The sequence below is a fragment of the Pseudomonas sp. MWU12-3088 genome, from assembly GCF_023242405.1.
Classification (GTDB): Bacteria; Pseudomonadota; Gammaproteobacteria; order Pseudomonadales; family Pseudomonadaceae; genus Aquipseudomonas; species Aquipseudomonas kribbensis.
Map to the genome: position 1 here is coordinate 276,198 of NZ_JALJEA010000007.1, position 21,994 is coordinate 298,191.

General features: G+C 62.1%; 23 protein-coding genes. 12 read left to right on the top strand and 11 right to left on the bottom strand.

Annotated features, from left to right (window positions below):
* Positions 1 to 7: 7 nt before the first annotated feature.
* The 3 genes from M5B98_RS18325 to M5B98_RS18335 are packed head-to-tail and all read left to right on the top strand — an operon-like array spanning position 8 to position 1,752.
* Positions 8 to 664, top strand: coding sequence for a hypothetical protein (locus M5B98_RS18325; RefSeq protein WP_248743543.1), 657 nt, complete (start codon positions 8 to 10; stop codon positions 662 to 664).
* Complete coding sequence (locus M5B98_RS18330) at positions 661 to 867, top strand: MbtH family protein (RefSeq protein ID WP_119429213.1); 207 nt, start codon at positions 661 to 663, stop codon at positions 865 to 867. The genes M5B98_RS18325 and M5B98_RS18330 overlap by 4 nt, the downstream gene beginning before the upstream one ends.
* Before the next feature lie 15 nt (positions 868 to 882).
* The gene (locus M5B98_RS18335) at positions 883 to 1,752 is read left to right on the top strand and encodes a TauD/TfdA dioxygenase family protein (protein WP_248743544.1); all 870 of its coding nucleotides are present in this window, start codon (positions 883 to 885) and stop codon (positions 1,750 to 1,752) included.
* A 34-nt stretch (positions 1,753 to 1,786) separates the two neighbouring features.
* Here the strand turns inward: M5B98_RS18335 and M5B98_RS18340 are convergent, their stop codons facing one another.
* The 5 genes from M5B98_RS18340 to M5B98_RS18360 form a co-directional block, all read right to left on the bottom strand.
* Positions 1,787 to 2,476: a hypothetical protein gene (locus M5B98_RS18340; RefSeq protein WP_248743545.1), complete on the bottom strand. Its 690-nt coding sequence runs from the start codon at positions 2,474 to 2,476 to the stop codon at positions 1,787 to 1,789.
* Positions 2,445 to 3,479, bottom strand: coding sequence for a GSCFA domain-containing protein (locus M5B98_RS18345; RefSeq protein WP_248743546.1), 1,035 nt, complete (start codon positions 3,477 to 3,479; stop codon positions 2,445 to 2,447). Before M5B98_RS18345 ends, M5B98_RS18340 begins: the two co-directional genes overlap by 32 nt.
* Positions 3,480 to 3,517: 38 nt before the next feature.
* Positions 3,518 to 4,033 carry a GNAT family N-acetyltransferase gene (locus M5B98_RS18350; protein ID WP_248743547.1) on the bottom strand — a complete coding sequence of 172 codons (516 nt, stop codon included), beginning with the start codon at positions 4,031 to 4,033 and terminating at the stop codon, positions 3,518 to 3,520.
* Positions 4,034 to 4,267: 234 nt separating this feature from the next.
* Positions 4,268 to 5,317, bottom strand: coding sequence for an NAD(P)-dependent alcohol dehydrogenase (locus tag M5B98_RS18355; RefSeq protein ID WP_248743548.1), 1,050 nt, complete (start codon positions 5,315 to 5,317; stop codon positions 4,268 to 4,270).
* A gap of 98 nt (positions 5,318 to 5,415) precedes the next feature.
* Positions 5,416 to 6,333 (bottom strand): LysR family transcriptional regulator, encoded by a 918-nt coding sequence (locus M5B98_RS18360; protein WP_085708517.1) that lies wholly within the window; start codon positions 6,331 to 6,333, stop codon positions 5,416 to 5,418.
* Positions 6,334 to 6,458: 125 nt separating this feature from the next.
* On the opposite strand from M5B98_RS18360, the gene M5B98_RS18365 reads away from it, so the two are divergent.
* From M5B98_RS18365 to M5B98_RS18400, 8 genes are all read left to right on the top strand, one after another.
* A complete protein-coding gene (locus M5B98_RS18365) occupies positions 6,459 to 7,217 on the top strand; it encodes a 5-oxoprolinase subunit PxpA (protein ID WP_248743549.1) in 759 nt (252 codons plus the stop codon).
* A 90-nt stretch (positions 7,218 to 7,307) separates the two neighbouring features.
* The gene (locus tag M5B98_RS18370) at positions 7,308 to 7,553 is read left to right on the top strand and encodes an acetyl-CoA carboxylase (RefSeq protein WP_085708515.1); all 246 of its coding nucleotides are present in this window, start codon (positions 7,308 to 7,310) and stop codon (positions 7,551 to 7,553) included.
* Between the two features lie 10 nt (positions 7,554 to 7,563).
* Complete coding sequence (locus tag M5B98_RS18375; protein ID WP_248743550.1) at positions 7,564 to 8,937, top strand: acetyl-CoA carboxylase biotin carboxylase subunit; 1,374 nt, start codon at positions 7,564 to 7,566, stop codon at positions 8,935 to 8,937.
* Positions 8,934 to 9,806: a 5-oxoprolinase subunit B family protein gene (locus M5B98_RS18380; protein ID WP_248743551.1), complete on the top strand. Its 873-nt coding sequence runs from the start codon at positions 8,934 to 8,936 to the stop codon at positions 9,804 to 9,806. The genes M5B98_RS18375 and M5B98_RS18380 overlap by 4 nt, the downstream gene beginning before the upstream one ends.
* A complete protein-coding gene (locus tag M5B98_RS18385) occupies positions 9,803 to 10,777 on the top strand; it encodes a biotin-dependent carboxyltransferase family protein (protein ID WP_248743552.1) in 975 nt (324 codons plus the stop codon). Before M5B98_RS18380 ends, M5B98_RS18385 begins: the two co-directional genes overlap by 4 nt.
* Before the next feature lie 111 nt (positions 10,778 to 10,888).
* Complete coding sequence (locus M5B98_RS18390; protein WP_248743553.1) at positions 10,889 to 12,211, top strand: purine-cytosine permease family protein; 1,323 nt, start codon at positions 10,889 to 10,891, stop codon at positions 12,209 to 12,211.
* A gap of 180 nt (positions 12,212 to 12,391) precedes the next feature.
* On the top strand, positions 12,392 to 13,444 hold the full coding sequence (locus M5B98_RS18395; RefSeq protein ID WP_248743554.1) for an alpha/beta hydrolase: 1,053 nt from the start codon (positions 12,392 to 12,394) through the stop codon (positions 13,442 to 13,444).
* A gap of 19 nt (positions 13,445 to 13,463) precedes the next feature.
* Complete coding sequence (locus M5B98_RS18400) at positions 13,464 to 14,618, top strand: cupin domain-containing carboxymuconolactone decarboxylase family protein (RefSeq protein WP_248743555.1); 1,155 nt, start codon at positions 13,464 to 13,466, stop codon at positions 14,616 to 14,618.
* 6 nt (positions 14,619 to 14,624) lie between these two features.
* Here the strand turns inward: M5B98_RS18400 and M5B98_RS18405 are convergent, their stop codons facing one another.
* Positions 14,625 to 15,518 (bottom strand): LysR family transcriptional regulator, encoded by an 894-nt coding sequence (locus tag M5B98_RS18405; protein WP_114882368.1) that lies wholly within the window; start codon positions 15,516 to 15,518, stop codon positions 14,625 to 14,627.
* 299 nt (positions 15,519 to 15,817) lie between these two features.
* Between M5B98_RS18405 and M5B98_RS18410 the strand changes: the two genes are divergently transcribed.
* Positions 15,818 to 17,659, top strand: a complete 1,842-nt coding sequence (locus tag M5B98_RS18410) for a potassium transporter Kup (protein WP_114882369.1) — start codon at positions 15,818 to 15,820, stop codon at positions 17,657 to 17,659.
* A gap of 15 nt (positions 17,660 to 17,674) precedes the next feature.
* Here M5B98_RS18410 and M5B98_RS18415 read toward each other — a convergent pair whose 3' ends face one another.
* The 5 genes from M5B98_RS18415 to M5B98_RS18435 form a co-directional block, all read right to left on the bottom strand.
* On the bottom strand, positions 17,675 to 19,024 hold the full coding sequence (locus M5B98_RS18415) for an ATP-binding protein (RefSeq protein WP_248743556.1): 1,350 nt from the start codon (positions 19,022 to 19,024) through the stop codon (positions 17,675 to 17,677).
* The gene (locus M5B98_RS18420; RefSeq protein WP_114882371.1) at positions 19,000 to 19,665 is read right to left on the bottom strand and encodes a response regulator; all 666 of its coding nucleotides are present in this window, start codon (positions 19,663 to 19,665) and stop codon (positions 19,000 to 19,002) included. The genes M5B98_RS18415 and M5B98_RS18420 overlap by 25 nt, the downstream gene beginning before the upstream one ends.
* A gap of 86 nt (positions 19,666 to 19,751) precedes the next feature.
* Positions 19,752 to 20,189, bottom strand: a complete 438-nt coding sequence (locus M5B98_RS18425) for a hypothetical protein (RefSeq protein WP_248743557.1) — start codon at positions 20,187 to 20,189, stop codon at positions 19,752 to 19,754.
* Positions 20,190 to 20,217: 28 nt separating this feature from the next.
* Positions 20,218 to 20,982: a hypothetical protein gene (locus M5B98_RS18430; protein WP_085708503.1), complete on the bottom strand. Its 765-nt coding sequence runs from the start codon at positions 20,980 to 20,982 to the stop codon at positions 20,218 to 20,220.
* Between the two features lie 90 nt (positions 20,983 to 21,072).
* A complete protein-coding gene (locus tag M5B98_RS18435) occupies positions 21,073 to 21,942 on the bottom strand; it encodes an AraC family transcriptional regulator (RefSeq protein ID WP_248743558.1) in 870 nt (289 codons plus the stop codon).
* Between the last annotated feature and the right edge of the window lie 52 nt (positions 21,943 to 21,994).

Below are 21,994 nucleotides of genomic sequence, written 5' to 3' on the forward strand. Positions count from 1 at the left end.
GATCTTGATGCCCCGGTGGTTGCCGACCTTGGCGCAGGTGCTGTGTGAAGAACAGCCCGAAGTCCAGCGTCAGCGGATGTACAGGTTCGAGGACACGCAGTCGCTTCGTCCGATTCATCGTTGGCAAGCCGACGTGGTGCTGCCGATGCTATGCGAGGCATTGCCGAAACATCGGCCAGCGCTGCTCGCCTTGCAAAGCCTGCATCAACGGGCGGCGCTCGGTTTGTCCGGGCGTCAGGGCGAGTGGCGGGCCACCCTCAAACCGGTGTTGCTGGCGCTGTATCGACGGGCCTATGCCTATGACGCGGCGTACGCTCAGGCCCATGCCAGTGCGATGACTTACGGTCTCGCGCCAACCAATACCGCGATGATCGCCGAGCACTTCGGCGATGCCGAAGCGTTCGCGGTGTATTACGCACAACTGAATACCGAAGCCAGCGCCTCGGCGTTCGCTCAGGCCCATGCCACCGCCAATGTTGAAATCTCGTCCCGGGCCTTCGCGACTGACGACGCGGAGGCGTATGCGCAGGTTTGCGCAGCGTCGGCGCGGGTTTACGTCTGGGCTTGTGCGAAGACTGACGAGGAGCGGCGTGTGCTGTTCAACCATCTTGCAGAAGGGCTGGTCCGGCACCTGCAATCCCGTTCAACAGGAGAAACGACATGAACGATGCACAGCAGCAATTCGATGTGGTGATCAACGCTCAGGGTCAGTATTCCCTGTGGCCGGCGGGCAAGCCGATGGCCAGCGGCTGGAATGCGGCCGGGATGCGCGGCGAACGTCAGGTCTGTCTGGATTACATCAATGAGCACTGGATCGACATGCGCCCGCGTTCTCTGCGCGAGCAGTCATCGGTGTCGTTCCAATAAAAAAGGTGAGGAAACATGGATCAGTTGGCACTCAAGGCAATCGAGCGCATCGCCGCAGAAAAGCGCGCACCGTATCAGCGCATCACGGTCGACCGGATCACACCGATCATCGGGGCCGAAATCGGCGGCGTCGATCTTTCGCAACCGCTGGAGGACGCTCAGCTCGCGGAAATCCGCCGGGCTTTTCTGGAGAACCACGTGCTGGTGTTCCGCGATCAGCATCTGTCGGTGGAAGAGCACAAGGCGTTTGGCCGGCTGTTCGGCGAACTGCGGGCGTTGCCGGTGGAGGATATCGACGGCGATGACCCGGAACTGGTGGTGATCCGCGCCAATGCGCAATCGCGTTACGTCGCCGGGGAAACCTGGCACACCGACGGCACGGCTGACCTGGCGCCGTCCATGGGGTCGATGCTGTACGTCAAGGAAACCCCGGCCATCGGCACGGGCGGCGATACGCTGTTCGCCAACATGCACCTGGCGATCGAAATGCTCTCGCCGACGATGCAGCAGTTCCTCGGCGAACTGACCGCGATTCACGACGGTGCGATCCCATGGAAGGGGTACGAAGCACCGGCCAACCTGCCCAAGACTGAACACCCGGTGGTGGTGCGTCATCCGGAAACCGGGCGCAAGTCATTGTTCGTCAATTCCGGGTTCACGTCGCACATCGTGCAGTTGTCCGGGGGCGAAAGTCAGGTGCTGTTGAACATGCTGTTCGACCTGGTGGCCCGGGAGCCGTCCCTCAGTTGCCGCGTTCGCTGGGCACCGAACACGCTGGTGTTCTGGGACAACCGCTGCACCCAGCACCACGCGATCTGGGATTACTTCCCGCATTCGCGTTATGGCGAGCGGGTGACGATTCTCGGCACGCAGCCCAAGGCTTGAAAACATCAGAGGGAGCCATGCGCTCCCTCTTTTTCTAGACGCCGCGCCGAATCAGTTGCTCGACGATCAACTCACCGAACGCCAGATTGCCGTGCAGCGGGTCATCCACTTCGCAGAACGCCTCACGCTGAAAACCCTGTTCATCGTTCGCCGCCTCGCGCACGTCGATCAGCTCGACGCCAAGCCCTTGCAGGCGTTCGATCAGCAATGACTGCGCCGCCATGAACACGCGCGGGTCGGACAGCTCCGGCACCCGTTGCGGCGGCAGCACGGCGAACACCTTGAGGTTCAGCGCCAGGGCCTGTTCATAGAAGGCCAGGGCGGGGCGGGACAGGGTGTCGATGACCGTCTCGAACAACGGCCCGGCGAGAAAACCGTCATCGAACTCACCTTGCGCATTCTGGTAGCAGGTCCAGTTCGGCGCGGTGGCCAGATAGTGCAGGCTCAGGCCGATCGTGCTCACCAGCGGCACGCCGACCTTCGCCAGTTGCGGCACTTCGAGCGTGGCGAGGGCCTGACGGTACAGCCGATCCATTTCCGCATCCCGAAAGGCCACGTCATGGCGGCTCAACTGGAAGAAGTCGACGGCGAAGTCCCGACCGGTTCCCAGCGGACCACCGCCGAAAGGCAACTCACGGGCCTGCGCCGCCTTGCCGATGACGCCTGCATGGGAGTCGCCCAGCAGCAGAAACCTAGGCGTAGTAATCGAGTACGGCGTCTTCACAGACAAGATCCTCGCTGGACACACTAGTGGAGGTGGTCGGCGCCTGCACCGACTGGACGGCTTCAAGTCCGGCAAAGAATTGCTGCATCACGAATGCCACGCCCTCTGGCGTCACTTCCCGCTGGTTGGGCTGGTAGAACGCGCCCTTGAACGGGGTGCCGGTGATGATTTCGTAGGACGGGAAATAGTCGACGTCGGGCAGGTCTTCACACAATTGCCCGGCGACGGCGCGCAGCACCGATTTGGAGTAGGTCGTGGCGCTCAGTACATGTTGCCCGGTGGCGGTTGCCGTCAGGGGCACCGGTGAAACGGTGAGCAGCAGGCGCAGCTGCGGGTTGATCGAACGCATCAGTTCCAGCGCCCTGACCATGTCGCCATAAGTGTCCATGAAGCCGAAATTGCAGAACCGGTGGAACAACGGATCGAAAGTGCCGCGCACGGTGCCGGGGCACACGGGATAGACCAGACCGGTCTCGCGATGTTGCCAGGCTTCGGTCAGGCCGAGGGTGAACACGAACACTTTGGCGCGACGCAGCGCTTCGCGGATGGCGTCCAGGGTGGCCTCACGCGACTCGAACAGCGCCTGCTCGCTGGCAAATCCGTCAGGTTCCACGGCGGGGCGGAACGGATCGAAGAAACGCCCGTCATGCACCCAGGCCTCATCCGGCGGAGCGCTCACGCCCAGCGCCCATTCAAGCCATTGGCACAACATCGCCGGGGTATACAGATTGCCGGTGCGGAACGAAAACACCCCGTAGTTGTGGGCTTTCCAGTCGGCCTCGGGCAATGCGTCCGGGGCGGGTTCCGCGTCCAGCCAGTGCATGCCGCGCGCAACCAACGCGCGGCCGATGTGCTGGGCGAAACAGGAGCCGGCGGTGACGATGGCATCCTTGTTGCCGATCTCGAATTGCGGGGTCCACAGCTCACCGATGTCCGGTGCGGACTTGTCGGCGACAGCCGTACGCCAGAAAGCGCGGGGTGGCAGGCATTGATAGGGATTCACGACGAGAGGCCTCCTTGGCGAGTCGTTGAGCGCAAGGCTCAGCGGATTTGATAGTGGTAGATCAGATCGTCGAACCACCGATCACCGATCTGGTAGGCCTGCGGCACACGACGTGCGAACACAAAGCCGCATTTTTCCAACACCTTGCAGGACGCGATATTGCCATCGGTCACGGTCGATTCCAGCGAGTTCAGCCCGATGGCCGCGGCGTAGTCGATGATCGCCTTTCGCGACTCGGTGCCAAAGCCTTTGCCCTGATGCTCCGGCAACAGCAGGCATCCCACTTCGGCATGCCCCGGCGACAGAATGCGAAAACCGGTCACGCCCAGTTCGTGCCTGCTGGCCCTGTCGGTCACCACCAGGCACAGCCAGTGCTCCGACTGCGGTCCCCACGCCGGAAGCCGGTGCTCGAAGCCTTGGCGAACCTGCTCCTCGGCAATCTCACCGAACACGTACTGCATGGTCTGCGGCTCGGAATGCAGCCTGAGAAACAACGGCCAGTCGGATTCGACCATCGTGCGCAGGTCCAGTCGATCCGTGGATAGCTCGAGCATCCGCTGCTCCTTGCAAGGAGGAAAAGGGAGAGGGTTTTTTACTTGGTGGAGGGGGAAAGATCAATGAGCTGATGGGGAATGCTGAAGGTAGTGGCGGATGCCGGCCATCGATGGGCACAGGCACGCAGGTTGGAGGGCTCGTTAATGAAGGGAAGTTCCGGTTGGCCGGGCGTAGTGGAGAAAGGCGTTCGTGTCCGAACGGGCAGGCGCAACGCCTCTCTCCAGAGGTGCCTGTCAGCCCGCCAACGTCGCGTTATCAATCACGAACCGATACTTCACATCGCCCTTGAGCATCCGCTCATACGACTCGTTGATCTGGTCCGCGCGAATCAGTTCGATGTCCGAAACAATGCTGTGCTCGGCGCAGAAATCCAGCATCTCCTGGGTCTCTGGAATGCCGCCGATCATCGAGCCGGCGATGGTGCGGCGTTTCATGATCAGGTTGAACACGTTCGGCGATGGATGCGGCGAGGCGGGCGCGCCTACGAGAGTCAGTGCGCCGTCACGCTTGAGCAGCACCAGGAACGCGTCGAGATCGTGAGGGGCGGCGACGGTGTTGAGGATGAAGTCGAAGCTCTTGGTGTGCGCGGCCATTTCTTCGGCATTGCGCGACACCACGACCTCATCGGCACCCAGTGCTTTCGCTGCTTCGCGCTTGGATTCAGACGTGGTGAACGCCACCACGTGCGCGCCCATCGCATGGGCCAGTTTGATGCCCATGTGGCCCAGGCCACCGATGCCGACCACGCCGATTTTTTTGCCCGGCCCGGCGTTCCACTGACGTAGCGGCGAGTAAGTGGTGATGCCCGCACACAGCAGCGGTGCGACGGCGGCCAGTTGCGCTTCGGGGTGGCGGATGCGCAGCACGTAACGCTCATGCACCACGATGTTTTGCGAGTAGCCGCCGAGGGTCCAGCCGGGGGCGTCCGGGGTCGGGAAGTTGTAGGTGCCGATCATGCCGTCGCAGTAGTTCTCCAGGCCGGTTTCGCAGTCCTCGCAGTGTTTGCAGCTGTCGACGATGCAACCGACGCCGACCAGATCGCCGACCTTGTATTCGGACACATGGGCACCGACCGCCGAAACGCGGCCGACGATTTCGTGTCCCGGGACGCAAGGGAATTGTGTGCCGGCCCACTCGGAGCGCACCTGGTGCAGGTCGGAATGGCAGATGCCGCAGAAGGCGATGTCGATCTGGACGTCATGGGCCGCAGGGGCGCGGCGATTGATCTGGATGGGCTCAAGGGGTTTGTCGCCCGCGTGGGCACCGTAGGCTTGTACAAGCATGGGAACGTCCTCGATGGATCTGTCGGACAGTCATCTTCTCGCTCTGAAGTTGCATTCCGTTAGTGCATTCCTATCGAATACTTGCCTGATCCTGTGCGTCAGCGCCGTGCAGAAAGTTGCTGCGGGGCCAGGAACGCATCGTGGAAGTAATTGCGCAAGGCCTGCATCGCCGGGCTGAATTCGCGCTCGCGGTGCCAGGCCAGGCCAACGCTCATCGGGGTCACCTTGTCGGTGATGGTCAGGGTCTCGATGCGCTTGCCTTCCAGCGACCAGGGGCGGTGCACCAGGTCCGAGAGAATCGCCACGCCGCTGCCATTGGCGACCATGCTGCGCACGGCTTCTACAGAACTGGTACGCACCCGCACGTTGGGTTGCTGGCGGGCGTTTTCCCAATAGCGCATGGCGCTTTGTTCCGCTTCATCCACGGTCAGCAGGATGTAGGGTTCCAGCGCGACATCCGCGAGGCTGACGGCCGAACGTTCACAGAGTGGATGGTGGCTGGGCAGCCACAGACGGCGTTCGGAGTTGAACAGGGTTTCCGAAACGATGTCGGGGTGCGTGAGGTTCGCGGTAAGCACCACCGCCATATCGAATTTGCCTTCCAGCAATCCCTGTTCGATGGCCTGCCGTTCCTGCTCGTGGACTTCGATGGCGACGTCCGGGTGCCAGTGTTCCAGCCGTTGCAGATGATGCGGCAGAAAATAGCCGATCACCGTGTAGCTCGCGGCCAGGCGAATCAGGCCGCTGGCGCGGATGTCGGGTAACGGGCTGTTCAGCGCGTCGTCGACGCTGCGCAAAATCACGTAGGCGCGGTTCAGGAAGTGCCGACCGGCATCCGTCAGACTCATGCCTTGAGCCGAGCGCTGGAACAGCAACGTGCCGAGCATGCCTTCCAGTTCCTTGATCGCCGTGGTCACCGCCGACTGGGAAATATTCAAATGAATCGCTGCCTGAGATATCTGCCCGATCTCTGCGGTGGCAACGAAGTAGCGAACCTGACGCAAGGTCAACGACATGGGTGTTCCTGTTTTTCAGGTATCTGTTTTTCAGAAGATACCCTATCTGTTAATAGATCTTCCCAAGGGGTTGGCGGGAATTTAACGTGGCCTGCATGAAGTCACAAGGGTCAGGAGCAAGGGTTATGCAGGCAGTAGATTTCAACTCGGACATGGGCGAAGGCTTCGGTCCGTGGACCATCGGTGATGGCGTCGACAACGAACTGATGACGTTCATCAGTTCCGCCAACATCGCCACCGGTTTCCATGCCGGCGATCCCGGCACCATGCGTCGCACCGTCGAGCTGGCCAAGCGTCTGAAGGTCGGTATCGGTGCGCATCCGGGGTTTCGTGATCTGGTGGGTTTCGGTCGCCGACACATCAATGCACCGGCTCAGGAACTGGTCGACGACATCCTTTATCAACTGGGTGCACTGCGCGAACTGGCACGGGTGCAGGGCGTGACGCTGCAACACATCAAGCCTCACGGCGCGCTGTACATGCATCTGGCCCGGGACGAAGAAGCCGCGCGTCTGCTGGTGGAAAACCTGCAACGGCTGGAACCCGACCTGTTGCTGTATTGCATGCCCGATTCGGTTATCTGGCGTGTCGCCAAAGAGCTCGGCCAACCGGTCGTTCGCGAATTCTATGCAGACCGCGAATACGACCTGAGCGGCTCCATCGTCTTCACCCGCAATGTTCGCGCCTACGATCCGGGATTTGTCGCCGCCCGTGTGCTGCGCGCTTGCCAGGAGGGCGTGGTGCGCACCGTCGAGGGTGAGGATCTGCCGATCGAGTTCGACTCCATCTGCCTGCACAGCGATACGCCGGGCGCTTTGGCGCTGGTCGAGGCCACCCGCAAGGCGCTCGATGCCGCCGGGATCGAGGTGCGCCGCCCTCGCTGAATAAAAACGAAACACCCGGCACACAGACGCCGGTGTTCAAACATCGATTTTTTTGCCTGCCTTTCTACAACTATTCCAAGAGGAACAGACATGGCCGAACACTCTGTCATCACCCCGTTACCCGGGACTTTCTACCGAAAGGCCACGCCGGATTCGGCGAATTACGTCGAGGTCGGCGATCCTGTCAGCGCCGACACGGTGATTGGCCTGATCGAAGTCATGAAGCAGTTTTCCGAACTGACCGCCGGGACGGCGGGGCGCCTCAGTGCCTTTCAGGTTGAAGACGGTGATCCGGTGGAGCCGGGTCAGGTCGTCGCTACGCTTGATAGCGAGTGAGGGCGTGAACATGACTCAACCTATTCGTAAATTGCTGGTCGCCAACCGTGGCGAAATCGCCGTGCGCATCATCCGTGCGGCCAAGGCCCTGGGCATTCCCACCGTTGCCGCGTGCAGCGAGGCCGATATCGACTCTCAGGCCGCACGCCTGGCCGATGAAGTGCATCTGCTGGGGCCGGCCCGTGCCGATAAAAGCTACCTGAACATCGAGGCGTTGCTGGGTGCCCTGCAAGCGACGGGCGCCAATGCGGTTCACCCTGGATATGGCTTTTTGTCCGAGAACGCCGGGTTTGCCGAAGCCGTGATTGCCAGCGGCGCGATTTTTGTCGGGCCGGACCCGGACACGATCCGGCGCATGGGCGACAAGGCCGAAGCGCGGCGTACTGCCCAGGCGGCAGGTGTTCCAGTGGTGCCGGGTTCGCCGGGCGAGCTGTTTGATGTCGAGTCGGCGCTTCGGGCGGCGGAATCGGTCGGTTACCCGTTGCTGATCAAAGCCTCGGCGGGTGGCGGCGGGCGGGGTATTCGTCTGGCAGAAAGTGCCGCGCAATTGAGTGAAGAGTTTCCCCGCTCGCAGCGCGAGGCGCAGGCCGCTTTCGGTAATGGTGCGGTGTATCTGGAGCGCTTTATCGGCAAGGCCCGGCACATCGAAGTACAGGTTCTGGGCGACGGGAAAAACGCCGTGCACCTGTTCGAGCGCGAGTGTTCGCTACAGCGCCGACGTCAGAAAATCTTTGAAGAAGCACCGTCGCCCGTACTGAACGCGCAGCAGCGGGAGGCACTCTGCGCCAGCGCCGTACGCTTGACCGAATCCCTCGGCTACAAGGGGGCGGGCACGCTGGAATACCTGTATGACGACGTCACCGGCGAGTTCTTCTTTATCGAGATGAACACTCGAATCCAGGTGGAGCACCCGGTCACCGAACTGGTCACCGGCATCGATCTGGTGCAGGCGATGCTGCGAATTGCCGGTGGCGAACCACTGGGCCTGAAGCAGAGTGACATTCGTCTGAATGGCGCGGCCCTGCAAATGCGCTTGAATGCCGAAGACCCGGCCCGGGATTTTTTCCCCAGCCCCGGTCTGGTCGAATCGTTGGTCTGGCCGCAAGGCGAAGGCGTTCGTGTGGACACGCATCTGTATGAAGGCTATCGGGTGCCACCGTACTATGACTCGCTGTTGGCCAAGCTTATTGTGCATGGGCCGGATCGCTCCACAGCCCTGGCGCGTGGCCGGACAGCGGTGGCGCAAACCCTGCTGACCGGCATGGCCAGCACCTTGTCGCTGCACGCCGAACTGCTGCAACAACCGTGGTTGCAAACCGCCGACTTTCATACCGGGACGCTGGAAAACTGGCTGTCCGCACGCCGCAGCGGAGGTGAAGCATGAGTCGTCCGATCCGCTACAGCTTTGGTGCCGATGAACATCTGTTTGCCGAAGTCAGTGAAAGCATGTCCCTCGAGGCGTTTTTCAAGGGCATGGCCGTTACCCGCGCCGTGGAGCGGTTGAAACTCGATGGCGTACTCGATGTGTGTCTGGCCAACGCATCCTTCCAGATCCGCTTCGATCCGGATCGAATTGCGCCGCAGGCCTTGCTCGAAGCGGTGCAGGGCGCCGAGGCAGAAGCCGTTGCCGAGCGCACATTGCAGACCCGGATCATTGAGATTCCGGTGCTGTACAACGATCCCTGGACCCACGAAACGCTGATGCGTTTTCGCGACCGGCACCAGGACCCGAGCGCTACGGATCTGGAATACGCCGCGCGCATCAATGGCCTGGCGGACGTCGATGCGTTCATTGCGGCTCATAGCGGGGCGCCATGGTTTGTCTCGATGGTGGGGTTTGTCGCCGGTTTGCCCTTCATGTTCCAGATGGTCGAGCGCGAACGTCAGTTGCAGGTGCCCAAGTATCTGCGTCCACGTACCGACACGCCGAAACTGACACTGGGTCACGGTGGTTGCTTCGGTTGTATCTACTCGGTGCGTGGCGCCGGGGGCTATCAGATGTTCGGTGTCACACCGGCCCCCATCTACGACCCGCAGCAATCGCTGGCGTACCTGAAGGAGCACATGGTGTTTTTCCGTCCGGGTGACATTGTGCAGTTCAAGCCGATGGATCGTGCAGCGTATGACCAGGCCGTTGCAGAGGTGGAGGCCGGGCATTTCGATTTACGGATCCGGCCGGTGGAGTTTTCACTGGATGCGTTTCTCGCTGACCCGGTCGGTTATCCCGTGTCGCTGCAGGAGGTGTTGGCATGATCAAGGTACTCAAACCCGGTCTCGCCACGTCGGTTCAGGATCTGGGCCGCGAAGGTTACTACCACCTCGGCATCCCGCCGTCCGGCGCGCTCGATCAATATGCGCTGAGTGCGGCCAATCATCTGGTCGGCAACGCGGCCGATTGCGCCGCACTGGAGTGTACGTTGCTGGGCCCTGAGCTGGCGTTTCAGCAAGACGCACTGGTTGCGGTGTGCGGCGCGCACATGGCGCCTCGACTCGATGGTGTGGAAATGCATCACGCCACCGCGTTCGCGGTGAAGGCCGGCCAGGTTCTGCGTTTCGATTTTCCCAAGGCCGGTGCCCGGGCTTATCTGGCTGTGGCAGGCGGAATCGACGTGCCTCTGGTGTTGGGCAGTCGATCGACTTATGCGCTCGGGGCGTTGGGCGGTTTTGCCGGACGACGCTTGATCGCCGGAGACGAATTGCCGGTGGGCAAAGCCAGCGGCAAGGGGCGTGCCGGGGCCAGTCTGCCCATGGCGCTGCGCCAGTCACTGGGCGGGGAGATCACCCTGCGCGTGGTGCCGGGGCTTTATTACGATCGCCTGACCGACGCGGCAGCGAAGAGCTTTTTCGCCGAGCCGTGGACCGTCGGATCGGAAGCGGACCGCATCGGCTATCGCTTCAAGGGCGGCAGCGCGCTGGACTTCCAGCCGCGAGAGCAACCCTTTGGTGCAGGTTCCGATCCGTCGAACATCGTTGACAGCTGCTACCCGATCGGCTCGATTCAGGTACCTGCCGGCCTCGAACCCATCGTGCTGCATCGCGATGCCGTATCGGGTGGCGGTTACGCCATGATCGGCACCGTCATCAGTGCCGACCTGGATCTGATCGGCCAGATGCAGCCCAACCAGAAGGCTCGCTTTGTAGCGGTCAGCCTCGACGAGGCCCTGGACGCACGGCGTTCCTACAAGAAAAAACTCAGCTGCCTGAGCAAGCTTTTCCCTTCCTGACTCTGCCCGCCGCACCGCGCGGGCCCTGCCACACGCCAGGCCAACGCCGCACTTCGGTGCGGTGAAGGCTGCCCGCGCTTCAACCTTTGACTGGTTCTGGAGTACACGCATATGGCTGCTTTATCGCAATCGAGTCAAACCGGGCAAGATCCGGCCCATCATCCCGTTTCCGCCGAAGCCCGCATGGGCCGACTGTCTCTGACCATGGCCTGGTGGGCCGTGTGCAGCGCCATGTTCTACATCGTGGTCGGCGCTTCGCTGGCCTTGTCTTTCGGTGCACGCAATGCGCTGATCGGGATGGTGCTGTCGGTGATCAGTTATGGGCTGATCAACAGCGTTCTCAGCCGTTTCGCCATGCGCAGTGGCTGGTCGGTCGCGTTGTTTTCAAGCGTGTTGTTCGGCCGGACCGGGGCATGCCTGGCCACGCTGATTTTCTTTTCGACGGCGATTTACTACGCCGTGTTCGAAGGATCGGTGATCGCCGTGGCGCTCAATCACCTGTACCCGGAACTGGTCTATCCACTGGCTGCCCTGCTGGTGGTGCTGTACAGCGTGCCGATGATTCTGGGTAGCGTGCAGCACTGGCTGGACAAGCTCAACGGCGTGTTGTTGCCGGTGTACCTGGGCGGTTTGCTGGTGGCGGTCGGGCTGTCGATCAGCCGTTATGGTTACCAGCCGCAATGGCTCGATTTCGGCCCGGCAACCCCCGCGCCCTTCGGCTGGTGGGACTGCTTTGTGGCCTACATGGGCGTCTGGATCCTGATGCTGTTCACCTTCGACTACGCCCGTTTCGGCAAGCCGCAGGACGCTCAGTATCATGGGCGCTGGAACTTCGGCATGCCGTTTTATGCCGTGACGTTTCTGCTCAACGGCGCGGCAGGCATCTATCTGGTCAGCAGTATTCCCCATGAAGGCGCGCTGAACGAAGTCTCTGTGGTGATGGCAATTCTGCAGTTGATGGGGCTGTGGGGTCTGCTGTTCGTCTGGGCCACGCAAACCCGGATCAACACCGCCAACTACTATCTGGCGACCCTCAACATGCAGGCATTCTTCGGTCGTTTCGGCGTACGCGGTTCTTACCTGCTGTGGGCATTGGTGGTCGGGGTGATCGTGTACGGCTTGATGCTCGCTGACGTGTTTTCCTACTTGCTCAAGGCATTGGCGTATCAGGGCATTTTTGTGGTCGCCTGGGTCGGTGTGGCATTGGCGCAGATTGTCTATGGCAGCAATGACGAAGGTGCACTTGAACGCAGCCGGGCATTCAATCCGGTCGGCCTGATGGCGTGGTTCGCCGCCACGGCGCTGGGGTTGTTGCTGATGTGGACGGGCGGTGTTCCCGGCAGTTTTTCTGCACCGGCGACGGTGCTGCTCGCGTTCGGCTTGCAGGCCGGGCTTGCCTATCGCCATCGGTGGGTAGGGCAGAGGGCAAGTTAAGAGGATCGGCGTTGGCCCGCTCGACGGCGGGCCAGTGTCGCGAGTGCATGGTCAGGAAGCCGAACGTCGGACTTATGTGATTCTGATATCAGTGCTATCCAATTAGTGCCGTTTATCAATCAATCGTCGAAGGGTAGTTTGCATCTCCATACCGTATTGATGGAAAGGAGGGTGCAAACGATGCGAACCACGATGAAGGCCGGCGTGCTGGCCGCGATGATCGGAATGTCGGGCGCTGAAGTCGAGGCGGCGGATTACCGGCAGAACCCGTTCACCTTGACCTACGGTGGCGCGATCACCCGTAACGAACCGGGCAAGGTCAACATTCACCCGGTGACCTACACGCTCAATGGCCTGGCCATTTCCGCCAACGTCTACACCCCCGCGAACTACGATCCGGCCCGGCACTATCCCGCCGTTGTCGTCGCGCACCCCAACGGCGGGGTGAAAGAGCAGGTTGCCGGTCTTTATGCTCAGCGTCTGGCCGACCAGGGCTATATCACCATCACGGCGGACGCGGCCTATCAAGGCGCGAGCGGTGGCGAGCCGCGCAACATCGACAAACCGGCCAACCGCGTCGAAGACATTCACGGCATGGCCGACTTCATCGCCAGCTACCCCGGCGTCGACAGCGCCCATCTCGGTTTGCTCGGCATCTGCGGCGGTGGCGGCTATTCGTTGAAGGCCGCGCAGACCGACAAGCGCTTCCGCTCGATTGCCACGGTGAGCATGTTCAATTCCGGACTGGTGCGCCGCAACGGTTATCAGGATTCGCAACTCGACACCATCCAGCAGCGCTTGCAGCAAGCCTCGGCCGCCCGCGCCCAGGAAGCCGCCGGAGGGGAAATCCAATACATCGGCGATGCCAAATTGACCGACGAACAGATCGCCAAATTGCCGTTCGACCTGTACCGCCAGGGCTTCGAGTATTACGGCAAGACCCACGCGCATCCCAACTCGACTTTCCGTTACACCCTCAGCAGCCTGCTGGACCTGATGAGTTTCGATGCGACGGATCAGATCGAACTGATCGACAAGCCGTTGCTGATGATCGCCGGCAGCAAGGCCGACAGCCTGTACATGTCGGAGCAGGCCTTCGCCAAGGCCACCGGGACCCAGGACAAGACCCTGTTCAAGATCGACGGCGCCACCCACATCGAAACTTATTGGGTGCCGGCCTACGTCGATGTCGCCATGCAACAGCTGACGGCGTTCTACGCCCGAACCCTCTGATTCGAAGGAAGCCATCGCCATGAACAAAACCTTGTTGGGCCTCGCCATGTGCGCGGCCACCCCTTTTGCCAGCGCTGCCGAAGTCGCGGGCGGCGGCAGTGAGCCTTCGAGCGCGCAGCAGATCCGTCGTGCGGGCTCCCAGGCTTCATTCGTGGGGCCTGAAGATTATTTCTCCGGTCGTGTGCGCGTCGATCCGCTGTTCAACGACACGGGCGAAATCAATGCGTCCGGCGCTTACGTGACCTTCGAATCGGGCGCCCGATCAGCGTGGCACACCCATCCGGCGGGGCAGCGGCTGGTGGTGATTTCCGGTGTCGGGCAGACCCAGGAATGGGGCAAGCCCGTGCAGGACATTCATCCCGGCGATGTGATCGTCTGCCCGCCGGGCGTCAAGCATTGGCACGGCGCCGCGCCCAACAGCACCATGACCCACCTGGCCGTGACCGGCTCGGTGAACGGCAAGAATGTGGAGTGGCTGGAGAAAGTCGCCGACGATCAGCCACTGCCGCCGGCAGTACCGGCAGAAGAAGCCGCCGTCTCCGAAGTGTTGTCCGCGAGGCAGCAGGCAATCGTGCCGATTGGCGCGGCCATGGCCAGTAGCAACATGGCGCGTCTCAACAGCGCATTGAACGAAGGGCTGGATGCCGGGCTGACCGTCAGCGAGGCAAAGGAAATCCTGGTGCAACTGTATGCCTACGCCGGTTTCCCACGCAGCCTCAATGCGCTGGGCGAGTTGATGAAAGTGGTCGAGGCGCGCAAGCAACGGGGCATTCACGATGAGCCGGGGCGCGAACCCGGTCACGCCGTGGCCACAGGCGACGCCTTGCTGGCAGCGGGCAAGGCCAATCAGACCCGTATCGCCGGGGCGCCGGTTCAGGGCCCGTTGTTCGACTTCGCGCCGGTCATCAACCAGTTTTTGCAGACGCACCTGTTCGGCGACATCTTCGAACGCGACAACCTGGACTGGCAAAGCCGTGAACTGGCCACGGTTTCAGCCCTGGCGGCTACGCCCGGCGCCGAATCGCAGTTGCGTTCGCATATCGCGGCCAGCCTGCGGGTGGGCTTGAGCGCTGCGCAATTGCGTCAGTTGACGCAGGTGTTGACCCGACACGGAGAAGTCGAAGCGGCGGGGCGCGCCAGCGAAGCACTGGAAAAACACCTGGCCCAGCCCTGAGCTGCGTCAGCCGCCATAGCGCAACGCATCGCGCAGCAGAGTGAAAGCGGGTGAACTCTGGCGCCGACTGGGGTAGTAGAGGTGATAGCCGGAAAACGGCTCGCACCAGTCGGCGAGCACCCGAATCAACCGGCCCTGCGCGACATGCTCCTGCACCAGGTCTTCCGGCATGTACGCCAGCCCCAGCCCCTGGAGTACGGACTGCAGGCGCATGGCAATGTTGTTGAACACCAGTTGCCCTTCGACTCGCACATTCAGGGTTTGCCCGTCCTTCTCGAATTCCCAGAGCAGCAGGCTGCCATGGGTCGGCATGCGCAGAGTGATGCAGTTGTGTTCCATGAGGTCGGGTGGAACCAGCGGTTTGCGGTGGCGGGCGAAGTAGGCCGGGGAACCGACTACCGCCATGCGCATGTCCGGGCCTATGCGCATGGCGATCATGTCCTTGGCCACCTGTTCGCCCAACCGCACGCCGGCGTCGAAGCCTTCGGCGACGATGTCGGTCAGGCCGTAGTCGACGATGATCTCGACATTCAGGTCGGGGTTGTCGGGCATCAGCCGGGCGAGGGCGGGTTGCAGAATGGTGATCGCCGAATGCTCGCCAGCGGTGATGCGCAACTTGCCGGCCGGTTTGTCGCGAAACTCGCTGAGCAAGGCCAGTTCGTGATCGATCTCCTCGAACCGCGGCGCGATCACGCGCAACAGGTGTTCGCCGGCCTGGGTCGGGGAAACACTGCGGGTGGTGCGCGCGAGCAGGCGCACGCCCAAGCGTTCCTCCAGTTGGCGCATCGCCCGACTCAAGGCCGGTTGCGACATGCCCAGTTTCGCCGCTGCACGGGTGAAGCTGCGCTCTTGCGCCACCGCCGAAAAGATCGCGAGCAGGTCGTAGCTTTCAACGGACATTGATGCGCCCCTGTTATGAACTGCTGGCGATTATGCCATCAGCCATAACAATTGGCCGACTCTAAAAAACTGTGTAACGGCTCGGGCCAGGTGGATTTTTTACGCATTCTTTACGGTGGAGGATTGGGTTCGCATCGATACTGGCCGCGTTTTTTTGACCGCACCTGAGCCTTGTATTTCGGAAGGCCACGGTCCGCGTATTGCCCAAGGATGGCATGCCACTACTTCCCGCCGTTCGAGAGCCGCGACCCTTGAGTAAAACCAACGAAAATTCCCCAACCAAGACCTCGGGCGCAGCCATGCTGGTGGCCGCTGTCGGAGTGGTTTACGGGGATATCGGCACCAGCCCCCTCTACACCCTCAAAGAAGTGTTTTCCGGCCACTACGGCGTGCAGCTCAATCACGACGGTGTGCTGGGCATTCTGTCGCTGGTTTTCTGGTCGCTGATCTGGGTGGTCTCGATCAAGTACGTGTTGTTCATCCTGCGGGCCAACAACCAGGGTGAGGGCGGCATCATGGCGCTGACGGCGTTGGCCCGTCGTGCGTCGGCGCCTTACCCGCACTTGAGCAAGGTGCTGGTGTTGCTCGGTCTGTTCGGTGCGGCGCTGTTCTACGGCGACAGCATGATCACTCCGGCGATCTCGGTGCTCTCGGCGGTGGAAGGGCTGGAGCTGGCGTTCGACGGCATCGAGCACTGGGTGGTGCCGTTGTCGGTGGTGGTGCTGGTGGCGCTGTTTCTGATCCAGAAACACGGCACCGCGCGGATCGGCATCCTGTTCGGCCCGGTCATGGTGCTGTGGTTCGTGGTGCTGGGCGCGCTCGGGGTCTACGGCATTGTGCAGCGCCCCGAGGTGTTGCAGGCGCTGAACCCGATCTGGGCGGTGCGCTTCTTTACGGCCCATCCGGGCATGGGCGTGGCGATTCTCGGCGCGGTCGTCCTGTCGCTGACCGGTGCGGAAGCGTTGTACGCCGACATGGGCCACTTCGGTCGCAAACCGATTGCCCGCGCCTGGTTCATGCTGGTCCTGCCCGGCCTGGTCCTCAATTATTTTGGCCAGGGCGCGTTGATCCTCGGCAACCCGGAAGCGGTGCGTAACCCGTTCTATCTGCTGGCCCCGGAATGGGCGCTGCTGCCGATGGTGGCGCTGTCGACGCTGGCGACGATCATTGCTTCGCAAGCGGTGATTTCCGGTGCGTTCTCCCTGACGCGCCAGGCCATCCAGCTGGGCTACGTTCCGCGCATGTTCATCCAGCACACCTCGAGCCAGGAGCAGGGCCAGATCTACATCGGCACGGTCAACTGGGCGTTGATGGTCGGTGTGGTGCTGCTGGTGATCGGTTTCGAATCCTCCAGCGCCCTGGCTGCCGCGTATGGCGTGGCGGTGACGGGCACCATGTTGATTACCACGCTACTGTCCGCCGCCGTGGTGTTGTTGCTGTGGAAGACGCCGCGCTGGCTGGCGATTCCGATGCTGTTCGGTTTTCTGTTGGTGGACAGCCTGTACTTCGCGGCCAACGCACCGAAGATCCTGCAGGGCGGTGCATTCCCGGTAATCGCCGGCATCGGCCTGTTCATCCTGATGACCACCTGGAAGCGCGGGCGCAAGATCATCGTCGAGCGGCTGGATGAAACCGCGTTGCCGCTGCCGCTGTTCATCAGCAGCATCCGTGCGCAGCCGCCTCATCGGGTGCAGGGCACGGCGGTGTTCCTGACAGCGCGGGCCGACGCAGTTCCCCACGCGCTGCTGCACAACCTGTTGCATAACCAGGTGCTGCATGAGCAGGTGGTGCTGCTGACCGTGGTGTCCGAAGACAGCCCGCGAGTGCCGGTGGATCGTCGCTTTGAAGTTGAGTCCTATGGCGACGGTTTCTTCCGGGTCAACCTGCATTTCGGTTTTACCGAGGAACCGGATGTGCCAATGGCGCTGAGCCTTTGTCACTTGGCCGAACTGGATTTCAGCCCGATGCGCACCACGTACTTCCTGAGTCGTGAAACGGTCATCCCGACCAAGCGCATCGGCATGGCCAAGTGGCGCGAGTACCTGTTCGCGTTCCTGCTCAAGAATGCCAACAGCAACCTGAAGTACTTCAAGCTGCCGTTGAACCGGGTGATCGAGCTGGGGACGCAGGTCGAAATGTAGGGAACGGGAAGCGGCTCAGGACTGCTCGATGCTGACGGTGACACACAGACCGCTGCGCTCGATGACGTCGGTAAACCCCAGATCAACCTTGAGCCCCGTGCGATCGGCAATCGCCTTGACGATGGACAGCCCCAGCCCCGAGCCCGACTCATCGGTGCCCAGGCTGCGGTAGAACGGGTCGAAGACGCGCGCCTGTTCTTCCACGGCAATCCCGGGGCCGGTGTCGCTGACTTGCAGGACGACCGCCGCTTGCTCCCGCTTGACCGACAGGTCGATGCGTCCGCCGGACGGGGTGTAGCGGATGGCGTTGTCCACCAGGTTGCGGATCAGGATCAGCAGGTCGGTTTCATTGATGCTGACCTGCACGTCCTCGCTGCTCTCGACGCCGATATCGATATTCTTGCGGTCCGCCAGCGGCAGCAGGTCTTCCAGAATCCGTCGGTAAACGTGCAGGACTGAAACACTGGTGGGCGCTGCATTTGAGCTGGACTGCGCAGCAGCCAGGCTCAGCAGTTGATCGATCAGGTTCCGGCTGCGTTCTATGCCCTGGGACAACGGTAACAGGCGTTCGCGGGCGGCGGCCGGCATTTCCGTGGCGGCCAGTCGTTCGGCTTGCAGGGACAGGGCGGTCATCGGCGAGCGCAGTTCATGGGCGGCATCGGCGACGAAACGCCGCTGGTTGTCCACGGACTGGGCGACGCGACCGAGCAGGCGGTTGATGGCCACCACAAACGGCCGGACCTCGCTTGGCACATGGCTTTCGTCCACCGGGTGCAGGGCCTGTTCGTCACGTCGATCAATGTCGGCCGACAGCGTGGCGATGGGGCGGAACATCTTGCGCACCAGATCGCCCACCACCAGCAACAGCACCGGAAACAGAATCAGGAACGGCAGCAGACTGCGCCAGGCGCTTTCGCGGGCCTCCTTGTCGCGCACGCCGGTTTCCTGGGCGACGACGATGCGTTCGCCACGGGCGGTGGTTCTGACCAGCACGCGAAAGTCTTCGCCGGTCACCTTCAAGGTCGACAGACCGTCGGGCAAGGTCGTGGGGAAGGGCAGCGGCAGCACGGTGTCGTCATTGCCGACCGCTCGGCTGCCGTCGGCCAGGTACTGCACGATGACCCGGGATTCTTCGTTGTCGTCGTCCACGGCCTGAGCGGCGGGGTAGTGCAGGGTCATTTGCTGGCGGTCGTAAAGGGCCGCTACCTGACGCAAGGTTTCATCCTGCATTTCGTGGGCCTCGTCCAGCGCCGAGACAAACGCAAACGCCGCGGCCAACAGTGCAACGAGCAGAATCGCCAGCGACAGGGTGACCGACAGCCGCAGTTGCACCGAGTCCCTCAGGCGCCTTTTGAAACCATCCATCCCATTCCCCTGACGTTCTTGATGACGTGACTGCCCAGTTTGCGTCGCAGGGCGTGAATCAGAAACTCCACCGCATTGCTTTCGACTTCATTGCCCCAGCCATAGAGCCGGTCTTCCAGTTCACTGCGCGAGAGGATCGCCCCGGGCCGGATCAACAGGGCCTGCAACAAGGCGAACTCGCGGCTGGACAATTGCACGTCCGGGTTGTCGGCAGTCGTGGCTTGCTTGGAGACCAGATCAAGGGACACCACGCCGTTGTCGAGCAAGGACAACGCAGTCCCGCCCTTGCGCCGCAGTACCGCGCGCATCCGCGCCAGCAATTCGGCCATATCGAAAGGTTTGAGCAAGTAATCGTCAGCACCGCCGTCGAGGCCACGCAAGCGGTCGTCGAGACCGTCCCGGGCAGTGATGATCAGCAGCGGCACCGGGTTGTTGCGAGCGCGAATGCTGTCGAGCACGTCCAGTCCATCCTTGCCGGGCAAACCGAGGTCCAGCAGCACCAGGTCGTAGTGCTGAGTGTCCAGGGTGGCCAGTGCGGTGAGGCCGTTTTTCACCCAGTCGGTGGCGTAGCTGGCGTCGTTCAGCGCGCCCTGGATGGCATCGCCGATCATCGGGTCGTCTTCCACCAGTAATATCCGCATGACCCGCTCCCCAAAAAAATAGCGCGACGGGCAGGGCCGTCGCGCTTGTATTGAAGCATCTGTGCAAGGGTTTGTCCGGCCCCGGATCAGGCGTTGCCCTTCAGCGAGTCAAAGGCTTTGAGCAACTCGTCCATCCGCGCCTTGCAGTCTTTCTGCTGCGTGGCGCTGGCGCGCAAGGTGTCGAGCGAGCGGTCGATGGCCTTGTCCAGCATGTGCCAGTCGCCGGCGGCACGGGGTTTGATTCCGGCCTCGGCCGAGTCCCAGGCGGTTTCCAGATCCTTGATCCGGGCCTTGGCGCCCGGGAGGTCGTTTTTATCGACGAGGGCAGCAACGTCGGCCGCGATGTTGCGGAACTCGGACAGATCCCCCAGTTTGGAGGCGGCCTGGCCTTGTGTGCTGACGGCTCCTGCAGCGGCGTTTGCAGCCGGTTTGTCCGCCGGCTTCGAGCAGCCGGCAGCAATGCTCAGCAGGCAGATGGACGAGACGATGGCGACGTGACGAATGATGTTTTGAATCTGGCGCATGATGATTCCTTGATGAAAGTCTGATGGTTTACTGAGTGATTGCTTTGCGATTGCCGACGCTGATCTGCGCGACGGTGACCAGCAGGACGATGACGCAGAGGAAAATCGCGCTGGTCCAGGTCGCGCCCATGCCGAGGCCGCCGTAGGTCTTGGCCTGGGTCAGCAGGTCGCCGAGGGACGCGCCGAAGGGGCGGGTCAGGATGTAGGCGATCCAGAATGTCAGCACGGTGTTGGCGCCCAGACGCCAGGCGATCAGGGTGGCCGCGATCAACGCGCCGAAGATCACTGCGCCGACGGTGAAGCCCAGGCCCAGTGCTTCGGTGGCCAGGTCGCCGGCGGCGGTGCCGAGGGCAAAGGTGCAGAGCACCGTGGCCCAATAGAACAGCTCCCGGCGCGGGGTGACGATTTCGCGGATCGACAGGCTGCGTTCGGTCCGGTACCAGATCAGGAAGTTGACCACCAGCAACACAGAGAAAACCGCCGTGCTGGTGTAGAGGCTGACATCCAGCATGTCGGTCAGGATGTCGGTGATCTGCGTGCCGACGATGCTCACCAGCACCACGGTCAGCCAATAAATCCACGGGGTGTAGGCCTTGGTACGCAACTGGGTGAACAGCGCGATGGCCAGCAGCGCGGCCATGCCGAGGCTGGTCGGGCCGGCGCCGAAACCGGCGTCCACGGCCAGAAAGTCGGCACCGGTTTCACCCACGGTCGTGGACAGGATCTTGATCACCCAGAAGGACAGCGTCACTTCGGGCACTTTGTTGAGCCAGTCGGCTATGGCGGGTTTCATGGGTGGATGGCCTCTCCTGAGCAGCGCTGAATGTGCGCAGGAGAGAAGGTATCCAGTGAAACTTAGCTGAGCCTGAGGGGTAGGCGATTGTTAGCGCAGCGGCACGTAAATATCCGTTTGCCACTGCTCCTGCGGAGTCTCGGGACTGATGCTCAAGTACTCGAAAAACAGCGGGTGATCGCGCAACTCTTCTCCGCTGGCGGGCAGCCAGTCGCGGTAGACCGGGTAGATGGTTTCACCGATGTGATCGGTTGAACCTGTGTGACGCACTACGGCACAGCGGCCGGCAGGAATGCTCAGCTCGCGGACGCTGAATTCATTCGGCGCCACCGCTTCACGGATTTCGCCGCAGATCGCGAAATGAAAGTCCTCCGGCGGCGTCGTGTCAGGGTTGCCGTAAGGAATCCCGAAGGTGCGGCTCGATGCCACGGGCGACTGCCCGCTCTGCTGGCGCCACTGGATGAAGCGTTGCACGCTTTGATTGACGAGGCCTGGTGGCCCACGGTGATCGAGCGCAGCGACCTGGACTCCGGGGAAGTCGACGATTCGTACCTGCATGGTAATGCTCCTTGAAAAGTGAGGTATGGCGAAGACCGTGTGCCAGACGCTCCAGTCCGGAGCCTTGCGAAATGCCCCCGGCGAGGTGCCGAAGGCTCGCTTGAATGCCCTGGAAAACGCTTCGGGACTTTCGAACCCCGCGTCGAGCGTGGCTTCCATCACCGAGTGGTCGGGCAGGGTGCTCAAACGGTGCGCGGCACGGCGCAGGCGCATCAACTGCACGTAGCGCGAGACAGGCACGCCGACGTATCCCGTGAACTGCCGGTGAAAGTGGAACTCGGAAAAGTTCGCCACCTGGCTCAGCGCTTTCACCGACAGATCGCCCTCAAGGTTGGCGTCGATGTAGGCGAGTACTGCGGTGAAGCGCTTTGCGTAGGCAGTTTGCGTCGGTGCGTCTGGCACGGAGTGAAGCTCCTGGAGTAACGGTCGGCCCTAGAATCGTCGAAAGCGGCGT